Here is a 12,107-nt window from a genome sequence, read left to right as displayed (position 1 = left end):
GCGATGAATTCCGACGAACAGCGGGTGCGGGCGCTGCTGGAGGTGTTCGGTCTACGCATGGATCCGGCCGAACTGGCCGCCATCGTGGCCGACTATCCGGTGCTGCGCTACCAGGCCGACGAGATCCACCGCACCGCGACCGACGGCCTCGCTCGCGACACCTCGAAGCCGAAGGTGTTCCGGGCGGTCGGGTCGGCCGATCCCGCAGCCTCGGTCACCGGTGTGACGATCGAGGCCGCCGCCGCGGCCCTGCGCGCGGGCACCAGTTCGGCGCGCGAGTTGGTGACGGCCGCCTTCGCGCGCATCGATCAGTTGAACGACCGGTTCGGGGCCTATGTGAGCACCTTCCGGCAGAGCGCCATCGCGGCGGCAGATCAGGCCGATCGGGAACTCGCCCGCGGCGTGGATCGCGGTCCGCTGCACGGGATTCCGCTCAATATCAAGGATGTCATCGCGACCGTCGAAGGACCGACCCGCGCCAACAGTCGTGTCCCACCGCCGCATTGGCGCGGCGACCGCGACGCGACGGTGGTGACCCGGTTGCGCGCGGCGGGCGCGATCGTCCTCGGCAAGACGACGACCAATGAATTCGCTCTCGGCCCGAACGATCCGGCCTCGGGTTTCCCGATGCCGCGCAATGCGTGGTCGGATCGGCACTACGCGGGCGGGTCGAGTTCCGGCGCGGCCATCGCGGTGGCCTCCGGGATGTCCTTGGGCGCCATCGCGACCGATACGACGGGTTCGATCCGGCATCCGGCGGCCCTGAACGGCGTCACCGGGCTCAAAGTGAGCTACGGCCGGGTGCCGATCACGGGGGCGGTGCCGCTGGCCGCCTCCCTCGACACGGTGGGACCGATCGCGCGATCCGCGCGCGATTGCGCGCTCCTGCTTCAGGTCATGGCGGGCGTCGATCCGAGCGATCCCGCGTCGAGCGTGCAGCCGGTCCCGAATTATCTTGCCGCGCTCGATGGTTCGGTGCGTGGTCTGCGGATCGGTCTGCCGGAGCGCTACTTCTACGACCTCGGCAATGTCGCCGAGCCGGTCGCCCGCGCGGTGCGTGCCGCGGTCGACGAATTGCGCTCGGCGGGTGCGGTTGTCAAGGAAGTGGCACTGCCCAACGCCGATATGGCGCGGATCGCGGCCACCCTCGTCGTCATGAGCGAGGCGTTCGCCTATCACCGCGACACTGTGGTCGCGCGCTGGGACGAATACGGGGTCAATCTGCGCGGATTACTCGCTCGCGCGGCACTTTTCACCGCCGCCGACTACATCCAGGCCCAGCGGATCGCCGCCGCGTTCCGCGCGGAGGTGGCCGCCGTGATGCGCGAATGCGATGTGCTGGCCATGCCGATGATGCCGACCGGCGCGCGCCTGCTCGACGAGACCGACCCCACCATGATGGATCGCTATTCGAGCGCCTCGTTCAACTCGCAGTGGAATCTGGCCGGACTGCCCGCGTGCGCCATTCCGGTCGGCTTCGACCACGCGGGGATGCCCGTCTCGATGCAACTCGTCGGACGGCCATTCGACGAGGCGACCGTGTTGCGAGTCGCCGACGCCTACCAGCGCGGGACCGAGTTCCATCTGATGGTCCCCGACGACTAGTCGTCACACCGTGGCCAATGGTCACACCGTCGCCCAAAAGCGACACCAGAGCAGCAAGTGTTGAACAAAGGAGTACACACATGGCTGACAACAACCCGTCCTCCGGCGCGGGCCGCCAGGTCGCCACGAGCCCCTACGGACCCGATGACCAGATCGGCAGGCTCAACCTGATGACCGCGCGATCCCGCGCGGAGGTCATCGCCAATATCGACGCGAGCCGAATGTTCGATCTGTCGGTCGACTACTTCATCGGCATGCCGTCGTGGCAGCTGATCGGTGATCCGCCCTATCAGATCTGGATGACCCACACCCCGTCCGGCAATGTGCTGGAAGGGCTTCCGGGTATCGCACGGGAAATGACGGAGTACATCAGCTACTCCGGGGACGCCATGACGATGTACACCCACACCGGCACCCACATCGACACGCTCAATCACTACGGCTACCACGGCAGCATCTACAACAACTTCACCGAGAAGGAGCATCTGGGTTCGCGGCACTGGCGCGTCTCCGGCGCGGACAAGATGCCGCCGATCGTGGCGCGCGGGATCCTGCTCGACTTCGCGGCGCTGCGCGGCGTCGACATGCTCCCGGACCGATACGGGATCACCCCCGAGGATGTCGAGGAATGTCTTGCCGCCCAAGGCGTCGAGATTCGGCTCGGCGATGTCGTGCTGGTGCGCACGGGTCGGATGCGGGCCTGGCCGGATGCCGAGCAGTGGGGTGAGAACCCGCCCGGCCTGACGCGTGCCGCCGCCGTGCATCTGGTGGAGAGCGGGGCGATGATCGTCGGCTCCGACACCATGTGCGTCGAGCAGGGCCCCTCGGCCGACCCGGACAACTACACACCGGTGCACACCTACCTGCTCGCCGAGGCGGGCGCGCCCTTGATCGAGGTGCTCGATCTGGAGGAGCTCGCCGAGTCGCGAGTGTACGAATTCGGTTTCTTCGCGGCCTGTTTGCGGCTGCGCGGCGCGACCGGATCGCCGCTGCGGCCATGGGCCTTTCCGTATCGGCAAGAGTGAGTTCGAAAAACCATAGGATTCAAGGAGATTCACATGCGAGATGCCGTAGTCGTCGCGGCCGTTCGATCCCCCGTCGGCCGACGGGCGGGCGCGTTGTCGGGCATCCATCCGGCGGACCTGTCGGCGCGGGTGCTCTCGGCACTGGCCGAGACCGCCCACCTGGATCCGATCGTGGTCGACGATGTGGTCTGGGGTTGTGTCAGCCAGGTCGGGGAACAGACCTTCGATATCGCGCGCACCTCGGTGCTGTCGGCGGGCTGGCCGGAGTCCGTGCCCGGCACCACCGTCGACCGGCAATGCGGTTCCTCCCAGCAGGCAATACATTTCGCCGCCGCCGGGGTCATCGCCGGACACTACGATGTGGTCGTCGCGGGCGGTGTCGAATCGATGTCGCGCATCCCGATGGGGTCGGCGGCGGGAACCCAATCCCCGCTCGGCGAGCTGTACACCGAGCGATACGGCGCGGGTATGCCGAATCAGGGGATCGGCGCCGAACAGATCGCCGAGCAATGGTCGCTCAGCCGCGCCGAACTCGACGCCTACGCGCAGCGTTCGCACCTGCGGGCCGCGCGGGCCGCGGCCGAGGGCGCGTTCGACGCGCAGCTCATCGAGGTGCGGACACCGGATGGCGTGGTGCTCGCCGACGAGGGCGTGCGTCCGGACTGCACGCTCGCGGCACTGGCGAAACTGCGCACCCCGTTCCTCGAAGGCGGCGTCGTCAGCGCGGGCAATAGTTCGCAGATCAGCGACGGCGCCGCGGCCCTGCTGATCACCTCATCGGATATCGCGAAAGCGCACGGCTGGCGGCCGCTCGTGCGGATCCACACGGCCGTTGTCGCGGGCAGCGAACCCGGCATCATGCTCACCGGACCGATCCCGGCCACCGCCAAGGCACTCGCGAAAGCCAATCTGCGCATCGACGATATCGGCGCGTTCGAGGTGAACGAGGCGTTCGCCGCGGTGCCGCTGGCCTGGCAGGCCGAATTCCACGCCCCCGAATCGGCGTTGAATCCGCTCGGCGGTGCGATCGCGCTGGGTCATCCACTGGGCGGATCCGGCGCCCGCATCGCCACGACACTCGTGCATCACATGACCGATCGCGGTATCCGCTACGGCTTGCAGACCATGTGCGAGGGTGGTGGCCAGGCGAACGCGACGATCTTCGAACTGGTCGAATAGTGGTGTGCCCGAACCAGAAAGGTGACACAGTGGTCGACTTCGACGATCTCGGCAAGCTGCGGGCCGCGGTCGGCACGGAAATCGGTGTGAGCCAATGGCTCACCATCGATCAGTCGCGCATCGACACCTTCGCCGCCGCCACCGGGGATCACCAGTGGATCCACGTCGACGGCGAACGCGCGGCCGCCGGACCCTACGGCCGGACCATCGCGCACGGCTTGCTGACCCTGTCGCTGACAGTGCCACTTGTCGCCGAGGTCATGACGGTCAGCGCGGCCCGCATGGCCATCAACTACGGCCTCGACAAGGTTCGGTTCATCAACCCGGTGCCGGTCGGCAGTCGCATTCGCGCGCGCGTGCGCCTCGACTCGGTCACCGATATCCCCGGCGGCGCGCAGGCTCGGCGCACCGTCACCATCGAGATCGACGGCGCGAGCAAACCGGCCTGCGTCGCCGAGAGCATCGCCCGCTATCTCACCTGATCGCCTTCACAACTCGGTGTAGAACTCGATCTCCGGCGGCCCGGCAAGAACCTCTTCCCGTTCGAAGAACGCGAAAAGAGATGCCACCGCCGGAGATCGGCGATGCTCGTCGAATGCGGACCTGCTCACATACCGCTCATAGGCGATGAACCGATCACCCGACCGGGCCAGATGGTAGTGAGTATTGCCCACCTCGTGCTCGCGCACCTGATCCCGCGCCCCCCGCAGGGCCTCGGCGATCATCTCCGCTTTGCCAGGCGCGGCCGTGAACACCGCGCCGACGATCACCGCCCTGTCCGACGCTTCCCCGATCGCTTCCGCCACCGCACGATAATCCACCGTCCGCCCCACCCTGTCAAAGGTTCGTGTTGAAACCCAAGTGGCGCAACATATTTAGACGCCCGCCCGGTCACTCGCGACCACCGATATACCGCTCCGACTCGACCAGACCTTCCTCGCTCGGTGCGAGACCGCGCTCGAAGACCCGTTGCTCCTGCTCTCGACGCAGATCCGGATGGGCCAGCGCCGGGCGGTCGAAGCCGTAGCGCGCCTGCGCCTCGCGAGGGGTCATCATGACCGGAGTGCGCGCCTCGATGCCGAGTATGGCCGGGGCGAGGACAGATACGGTGTCGGGAATGAAGAATCTCGCGACGCGGATATGACGGACCGGGTCGCGCGCGAGAAACGCGAACAATCGGCGCAGCGCGAAACGGAGCAGCACCTGTTCGGCGGCGGACTGCCGCAGGCCGAACATCTTGCGCTGATAACGGGGATAGGTGGCGATCACCGCCCGACCGACCAATCGACCGACAACCGTGCGAACAGGTTTCGTCCACCAGGGCAGTGCGGCCGGAAAGATGAAGTCGCTCCGCAGAATATAGGCGGTCATCGATTGGGCGGCCTCGGACGCCGCCAGGCGCGGCCGCCACGCCGCGAAGTAGTCGACGACCTCGGCCCGCGAACGCGGCACATCGACCGGATCGATGGTCTGGCATTCGGCGGCCCGCGCACACTCGGCCCAATACCGGCGCTCCTCCGCGTCGGAGAGTCCGCCGGGGCCGTAAACCTCATAGCAGTACAGGATGGAATGCCAGGCGGTCATGTGGATCCACAGCTGGGCGGCCGGATCGTTCGCGTCGTAGCGCCCGCCGGTGACCGGATCGGTGCCGATGACCTTGGAATGCACCTTCACCAGCACATCGGCCACTTTGGCCGCGCTCGCGGTATCACCGAACGCGATCAGGGCGAAGTACCGCATGGTGCGTTCGTAGCGGGTCCTGGTCCGCTCCCGGACATCACCGGTCGCCTCCACGGCGGCGTTCAGGTGCGGGTTCAACTGCTCGATGGTCACCGCCCGCACGAATCCGACCGCCATCGAGGTGGGATACGACCAAACCTTCCAGGTCGCCGAGCCGGGACCGAAGAATCCTTCATCGGCAGCGGGCGCGTACTGCTGCGCCACGGGCCGCCCGAAGATCCTCGCCACACCAACCATGACGCATCCTCTCGCCGATCCGCAGCCCAGACCGACACGCTTGACCTGCGGAAACGTTCAATTGTCCGCGACCCACCTGTCATGATAGCCGTGCGGTTGCTATTTCCGGTTCGCTCCGCGAGGGCGCTCGTCGACAGCCGGCGCCCTGTGGGTTGCGGTCGGCGAGAACTGCCCCGGATATCGCGGCTCGACGTTCGAAATCCCACTGTGGCAGTGGGGTTCGCGGCGGACGAGCCCATACCGTGATATTTGTAATCCCTTGGGGCTAAGCTGGATCCACCTTCCCAGCAACAGGAAGCCGCTGTGTCGCGCGCTTCGGTGGGGTCGAAAAACGAGGTGGGACATGGCGGACAAGGTGGAGGTGACCCCGCATGAGCTGCGCAAGGTCGCCGATGATCTGGATGGTTCGGCTCGCAACGTGAAGGCCGTACTCGACCGGCTGGCGGGAGCGCGGCATGCCCACGAGGGGAAGTGGGGTGGCGACGATTTCGGAAAACAGTTCTCCGGGGGCAATGGGTACAAGAAGGGGGCCGAGAACCTCGACTCGGCGGTCGGGTCGAAAGTTCAACTGCTGCACGACTATGCGGGTGGGCTGCGCGGTGGCGCCGACGAGCTGGAAGGCGCCGAAGACGACAACAGGCGCCGGTTCAAGTCCTGATCGCGAGGGGGAGCGGTGGCGAATGAGGCCGCGAAGGCGGAGCTGGCCGAGCTGCTGACCTCGGTCCAGACCGGGATCGCCGAGATCGCTCGGATGCAGCGCGAGCACGCGAAGCTCACCGCCTCGGCCACGGTGGCGGGCAAACGAGTCACGGTGGTGGTCAATGCCAATGGTGATGTGATCCAAACCGTGCTGGGCCGCAATGCGGACGAGCTCACCCATGCCCAGCTCGCACAGGCGTTCACCGAGGCGCAGCAGCAGGCCGCCGCCGCGGTCCGCGCGCGAACCAAGGCGATGGTCGCTCAGGTGCGCCAGAAAAACGCACGGCTGCCGGGGCTTTCGGATTTCGTGCCCGGCTTGCCCGACCTGCGCGAGCTGATTCCCGACCCGCCGCAACCATCGCTCGACCCGCCTGCGGCCCGTGCGCGCGCGGTCGTCGTGGACGATGGGGCTGCCGGGATGGAGTTCACCGATGTCGAACAGCTGGACCGGGATTCGGGGGGATCCGATGTCGCGAACTCGGGCTGGTGAGTTCGCGGGGGCGGTTCGCTGATGTCGATCACTTCGTCGTGGGAGTGGATTCCGGGTTGGATCCTTTCCGCGCTCAACTTCGGCGCGGAATATCCCGAAGGCGACGAGGACGCGATGTTCACCCTCGGCGATGCCTGGCACCGGGCCGCCAAGGAGTTGCTGGCGCTGGAACCGGAGCTGCGCGAAATCACCGACCGCACACTGAAGTTCTATACCGGCGAGGGCGCCACCACGGCGCACAAAGAATTCGGCAACCTTTTCGCAGGCAAGTCGTCCATCGAGGAATGCGCCAAGGCGCTGCACGACCTCGGCGACTACACCAGGGGCGGCGCGACCCAGATCGAGCACAGCAAGATTCTGCTTGCCGGTTTCGCCGCCTGGACGGCGTGGACGGTCATCGATCTCGCCGCGGCGTGGCCCTTCGGTGAGGCGGGAATTCCGTTCGCGCTCGCGGCGGGCCGCAAGACCATACAGGTGGCGGCCGGACAGGGCCTCAAGGCGCTGAGTGAACAGGCGGCCAGGCAGGGCCTGAAGAATCTGCTCCTCCCATACCTGAAGAAGATCGCCGTACTGAGCTTCAGAGAAGGGGTGAAAGGCGCCGGAATCGATGCGGCGATCCAGACGTATCAGATCACGGTCGGCCACCGCGACGGGTTCGATCCGACACAAAGCCTCCAGTCCGGGTTCCAATGGGCTGCGGGCGCGGCCGTCGGCGCGCCGATCAGTATGGGTGCGGGTGCGCTGGGGAACAGGCTGCGGCTCGGTCCCCGACTCAACGGCACGCTGGCCGGCACGCTCGGCGGCGTGGGTGGCGGGCTCGGCATGTACGGTTCGGGACTGGCCTGGCAGGCCGGAAATCAGTTGTTGCACGGCCATTTCGACCCGAGCAAGATCGACACCACCTTCGACCCGCAAGTGGTCCTGGCCGGTGGGGGATTCGGGGCTCTACATGGGCTTGGGAGCGGCCTCGAGAGAATGGCGCTGTCTCGGCTGCGCGAATCCGGTCTGTCCACGGACGGATCCGTAGATACCGTCCCGAAATCCATAGCGCCCAAACCAGACGCGGTCGCACCCGCAGGCGATCCGAGCGCGCCGACCGATTCGACCCGCGCTCCCGGATCGCATTCCGGTCCGCCGCCGGAGATTTCGGCCGGACCCGAGGCGAAAGGCGCAGGACGCGCGCCGGAGACAACCGCCGGAGCGGGTCCGGCCACACATGACGGCGCGGGTCCGGCCCCGGCCGCGCACGGTGAACCCGACGCCAGGGCTGCCGTACACGCCGCACCTGACGCCGAGGGTTCCTCCCATGCCGCATCCGATTCCGCGGCCGCCGCGCACACCACATCGGAGGGTGGGGCGGCTGCGCGCACGGCACCCGATGGTGGGGCTGCCGCGCACACCCCATCGGACACCGCACATGCCGCACCCGATTCCACCGCTGCCGCACAAAGGCCGCTTGATGCTGGGGCTGCTGGGCGGAGTGCGTCTGAAGCCGGGGCTGCGCGCACCGGATCCGATGCGGGGGCCGGCCCGCGTTCCGTACCCGACGCGCACACCGCACCCGCCCGTTCGGATCCTGCTGCGCGCGTGGCGGATCCGCAGTCCGCCTCAACCGAATCGAAATCCACGGACTCCGCGAGACCGGTCGGGGCCGACAGGTCCGCGAGCGGAGCCTCCGAAGCAGGCAAGCAGCCTGCGGATCGGATAGCCAAACCGGCGGGCCGAGAGGGCGCATCCGAACGCCCTACCGTCACCGACCGCCCTACCGCCCGCGCGGCGGATGCTTCGAGCCGCGACGCGAATCTCACTGCGGGACAGCGGGATACTGCTGCCGTGCCCCGCCGATCCGCGGTGTCCGACTCCGGTCGTCCTGTCGACCAGAGTCCACATGCACCGGAGGAGCCTCGCCCCCATCCGACCCCGGAGCAGCGAACCCAGCCTGAGCAGCGTGCTGGCGCAGCGCCGCGTAGCGAGTCGACCCCGGCGGGCAATGACGGGCAGCCGCATCGCGGCACCGCCTCGAATGTCGGGGAATTCACAGGCAATTCGCGCACCGGGGAGGCCGGCCTCACGCAGCGGGAACTGGACCGGCAAGCTGCGAACAACCGGTCGCTGATCATGCCGAAGGAGATGACCTTCGACGAGGACCGCAACGTTTTCCGGACCAAGGATGGACGCCCGATCTCGATCCGCGTGGCCGAACAGACACTGACCGATGCGGTGGCCCGCTTCACCGAACGCGGCGAAGGCTACGAGATCGAGGTCTCCCCGCGCGCCAGAACCGAGGACGTGCCCAGAGCGCTCGCCCACGAACTCGCCGAAATAGATCTGGCGCGCGATCCCGCGCTCTCCCGAGATCCGAGCAATGATCGGCCCGATGGACTCACCGCACATCTGGCCGGACGCTATGCGGAATTGCGAGTGCTGAATGCCGAGATCGAAGAGGCCAGAGCGGATCCCGCGCGCGACCGCGAGTTGAAGCGGTTGATGACCGAGCGCAGGGACCTAATCGACCATTTGGGGCTGCGTGAGATCGATGCGGCGGGAAGCCAACGAAGATCGCTGCTTCAGCAGCATGATTCGGTGGTGGCAGACCATCTCGGCGTAAATCACAATGGTGTCGATTTCCGTGAAGTCGAGCAATGGCGCGATCGCAACGGTCGCAACCACTATCTGCGCGATCCGGAGGGCACCAGGCGGAATGGTCTTGGCCGCATAATCGACAGTCATGGGGACTACGTCGACGATCCGTATTCGAAGAAAGATATCGACGTCAAGGCTTCCCATACGCCTTTCGAGGAATACAAGCTCTCGGATGATGCGGAACTCGCGCACGACTATCTGGTTGCCAAGCGAGCCGCCGCGATACCAGTGCGCGACGCCGCGATAGCCGAATTCAACCGCCAAGCGGATGGTCTCGGCATCTCCAAGGACGGTCGCAAATCCGATAATATCGATGGTACTATCCGTGAATTGAATTCCGCAGTTGCGGCCGGTGACGCCGATCTTCAAAAGGTGCAGGAATTCAAGCAGGCGGCGCGGGACAAGTCCAAGGCAATCGATGCGGTGAAATTATACTCCGAGTACATCGGTATGAATGCCGCTCAGGATTACCTCGCCCACGAGTATCCGGGGGAAAGCAGGATCTTGTTGACCGGGCGTGCGAGTGACGGGCGAGGTAAATCGGACACATTCGACATCGTCGCATTGGTTCGGACTCCCAGCGGCAATCAAGTGGTCATCATCGAGGCGAAAGGCGTTGGATCGTCGATTGGGACCAGAACGGTCAACGGACTCAAGGTGGAGCAGGGCACCCTCCCTTACCGTGATGACCTGCTGATAGAAGACAAAGACCTGCGGGCTGCGGTCGAAAAGTTGGCTGCCTCGGACCCCGAGAAGGCCCGGTTGTTCCGCGAGGCCATCGAAGCGGAAAATATTCGATATCTGTTGGTCAGAGGTGAACTCAAACGGGTCCGCGTCGCCGAGTTCACAATGGATCGGGGCCAGGCCGCTGCCGTGACAGCGCCGACATCCGGCGCGCCGCCGCCCGCGCCGGACCAGATACGGTCCGAGGAGCTGGATGAGTACGCTGCCGAACTCGACCAACTGCGGACCGGAGAGGAGGTCGATCAGTGACCGATAGGGTGCTGGCCGATATCGATGCCGCCGTCGCCATAGTTCGTGCGGCGCGAACCTTCCCGTGGACGTGGCGGCCAGGGGACATCGGCAGATTCGGTGCGATGGTCGGATGGACCGAGCCGCGGGAAACCGCCTCGGGGGTGTGGATGCGGTCCAATTCGCAGATCCCGGAATCATATTCCCGCTTCCGCATCATCGACGGCGTCGTGGTCGAGGTGAACTTCCAACTCGCCGAGATACCCGAAGCTTCCGCTCGGGACCGCCTGCTCACGGTCTTCCACGACGCGGCCCACCGCTTCGAGGACAGGTTGGGCGTCGCCGCGGAGCGCGTCTTCGGCGACAATCCGAAGTCGTGGTGGCGTACGGATCGGGTGGTTGTCGAACTGGCCGCCCTGGACGTCATGGTGAAGGTCACGCTCCGCGAACCGGAGGCATTGGCGACCGACACGCAGTGGCGTGTTTTCACCGAGGCGCTTTCGCGAACCCTTGCGGACTTGGTGCCCGGCGCGAAGCTGATTATTCGCGACCGCGCGAAAAGATTCGTGCAATTCGCCCGAGACGACGACCAGCTCGATTCGGAAGTGGTCGGGAATAGATATCTCGACCCACCACTGGACAGTGCGGTTCAGCAGTTGATCGAATCCGCGGGCTGGGCCGGACCACTCGACGAGATCGACGATTCGGGCAACTGGCACCGGATGTTGCCCGTGCCCATAGCCTCCGACTCCTATCTGGATCTGGCACAGGCGACAGAGCGGATCCTGCGCCATGCGTTCGCCGTCGGCGCGCCCGCCGAACTCAACGCCGAAGGCTGGGTGGATGGCCCCGGCTTCATCGATCTCTCGGAACTGGTTCCGATCATTGGTGAAGTGCGAGAAGAGGATCAGTAGGTCTCATGTGCCGGGTTGAGCAGTGTCAAGGCGACACTGCGGTCCAGTTGCATGAGTTCGACGTGGATTTCGGGTCGTTCCCACTGCAATCCCGGTCGGCGTCCGGGCGAAACCCTGGTGGCCGCGCCGAGCACCTCGGCGACGCGCGCGCTCGAGGTGGCGAAGGCGTCGCTCAGAAACTCCTGCTGTGTCGGATCGACCCGATCTGTGGCCTGCACGGTGATCTCCTGGATCACACCATTGTCCAGATCGAACCAGGCGCTGGGACTGTCGATCGAAGCCCCGGTGGTCATGAAGATGGTTGTCTCATCACCGAGATCCCTCGGCTGCCACCCGGCCGCGCCCGCGAATCGGGCCACATCCGAGGCATCCCACGTCCAATCGAAGGCCAAGGCGAGGCGAAGCACCGCGAGGGTGGCCTCCACATCGAGCCGCGCGGCGTAAACCATGAGACCTCGATTCTGTGGCACGTGTCGTGGCACACAGTACTACTCGCGCACCGCCTCGGCGTCGCCGATCCGCCCGTCGGGTCAACCGGTCTTGGCCACAACGGAATTCACGCGCCGCGCCGGTGCGTAGCGCAAGATGGACACCAGTCCGAAC

11 protein-coding genes are annotated in these 12,107 nt (G+C 66.1%); 8 read left to right on the top strand and 3 right to left on the bottom strand.

From position 1 onward, the window contains the following. Positions 1-3: 3 nt before the first annotated feature. From D5S18_RS17200 to D5S18_RS17185, 4 genes are all read left to right on the top strand, one after another. A complete protein-coding gene (locus D5S18_RS17200; protein ID WP_120041984.1) occupies positions 4-1,605 on the top strand; it encodes an amidase in 1,602 nt (533 codons plus the stop codon). 80 nt (positions 1,606-1,685) lie between these two features. Beyond that, the gene (locus D5S18_RS17195) at positions 1,686-2,630 is read left to right on the top strand and encodes a cyclase family protein (protein ID WP_203236774.1); all 945 of its coding nucleotides are present in this window, start codon (positions 1,686-1,688) and stop codon (positions 2,628-2,630) included. Between the two features lie 33 nt (positions 2,631-2,663). Further along, entirely contained in the window at positions 2,664-3,809 is a 1,146-nt protein-coding gene (locus D5S18_RS17190) for a thiolase family protein (RefSeq protein ID WP_120041982.1), read from the top strand. A 29-nt stretch (positions 3,810-3,838) separates the two neighbouring features. Next, complete coding sequence (locus tag D5S18_RS17185; protein WP_120042218.1) at positions 3,839-4,291, top strand: MaoC family dehydratase; 453 nt, start codon at positions 3,839-3,841, stop codon at positions 4,289-4,291. A 6-nt stretch (positions 4,292-4,297) separates the two neighbouring features. Here the strand turns inward: D5S18_RS17185 and D5S18_RS17180 are convergent, their stop codons facing one another. Continuing rightward, complete coding sequence (locus D5S18_RS17180; protein ID WP_147403979.1) at positions 4,298-4,615, bottom strand: putative quinol monooxygenase; 318 nt, start codon at positions 4,613-4,615, stop codon at positions 4,298-4,300. An 85-nt stretch (positions 4,616-4,700) separates the two neighbouring features. After that, the gene (locus tag D5S18_RS17175; protein WP_120041980.1) at positions 4,701-5,786 is read right to left on the bottom strand and encodes an oxygenase MpaB family protein; all 1,086 of its coding nucleotides are present in this window, start codon (positions 5,784-5,786) and stop codon (positions 4,701-4,703) included. A 343-nt stretch (positions 5,787-6,129) separates the two neighbouring features. Between D5S18_RS17175 and D5S18_RS17170 the strand changes: the two genes are divergently transcribed. From D5S18_RS17170 to D5S18_RS17155, 4 genes are read left to right on the top strand one after another with little or no spacing between them, the layout of a single operon-like run. Beyond that, complete coding sequence (locus tag D5S18_RS17170; protein ID WP_120041979.1) at positions 6,130-6,444, top strand: WXG100 family type VII secretion target; 315 nt, start codon at positions 6,130-6,132, stop codon at positions 6,442-6,444. Positions 6,445-6,459: 15 nt separating this feature from the next. Then, positions 6,460-6,975, top strand: a complete 516-nt coding sequence (locus D5S18_RS17165; protein ID WP_120041978.1) for a YbaB/EbfC family nucleoid-associated protein — start codon at positions 6,460-6,462, stop codon at positions 6,973-6,975. A 21-nt stretch (positions 6,976-6,996) separates the two neighbouring features. Then, on the top strand, positions 6,997-10,611 hold the full coding sequence (locus tag D5S18_RS34895) for a WXG100-like domain-containing protein (protein ID WP_158607891.1): 3,615 nt from the start codon (positions 6,997-6,999) through the stop codon (positions 10,609-10,611). Further along, the gene (locus D5S18_RS17155) at positions 10,608-11,504 is read left to right on the top strand and encodes a DUF6301 family protein (protein ID WP_120041977.1); all 897 of its coding nucleotides are present in this window, start codon (positions 10,608-10,610) and stop codon (positions 11,502-11,504) included. Before D5S18_RS34895 ends, D5S18_RS17155 begins: the two co-directional genes overlap by 4 nt. Here D5S18_RS17155 and D5S18_RS17150 read toward each other — a convergent pair. Beyond that, positions 11,498-11,953: a DUF6301 family protein gene (locus D5S18_RS17150; RefSeq protein ID WP_120041976.1), complete on the bottom strand. Its 456-nt coding sequence runs from the start codon at positions 11,951-11,953 to the stop codon at positions 11,498-11,500. The genes D5S18_RS17155 and D5S18_RS17150 overlap by 7 nt on opposite strands. Between the last annotated feature and the right edge of the window lie 154 nt (positions 11,954-12,107).

The sequence above is a fragment of the Nocardia panacis genome, from assembly GCF_003598715.1.
Lineage (GTDB): Bacteria > Actinomycetota > Actinomycetes > Mycobacteriales > Mycobacteriaceae > Nocardia > Nocardia panacis.
The sequence above is the reverse complement of the archived record's forward strand: the minus strand, read 5'-3'. Positions and strand labels throughout refer to the sequence as shown.

Excerpts from the sequence above, each read along its gene's own strand:
- D5S18_RS17175 (WP_120041980.1), bottom strand. The coding sequence starts at position 5,786 with ATGGTTGGTGTGGCGAGGATCTTCGGGCGGCCCGTGGCGCAGCAGTAC.
- D5S18_RS17200 (WP_120041984.1), top strand. The coding sequence starts at position 4 with ATGAATTCCGACGAACAGCGGGTGCGGGCGCTGCTGGAGGTGTTCGGT.
- D5S18_RS34895 (WP_158607891.1), top strand. The coding sequence starts at position 6,997 with ATGTCGATCACTTCGTCGTGGGAGTGGATTCCGGGTTGGATCCTTTCC.
- D5S18_RS17150 (WP_120041976.1), bottom strand. The coding sequence starts at position 11,953 with ATGGTTTACGCCGCGCGGCTCGATGTGGAGGCCACCCTCGCGGTGCTT.
- D5S18_RS17190 (WP_120041982.1), top strand. The coding sequence starts at position 2,664 with ATGCGAGATGCCGTAGTCGTCGCGGCCGTTCGATCCCCCGTCGGCCGA.
- D5S18_RS17170 (WP_120041979.1), top strand. The coding sequence starts at position 6,130 with ATGGCGGACAAGGTGGAGGTGACCCCGCATGAGCTGCGCAAGGTCGCC.
- D5S18_RS17195 (WP_203236774.1), top strand. The coding sequence starts at position 1,686 with ATGGCTGACAACAACCCGTCCTCCGGCGCGGGCCGCCAGGTCGCCACG.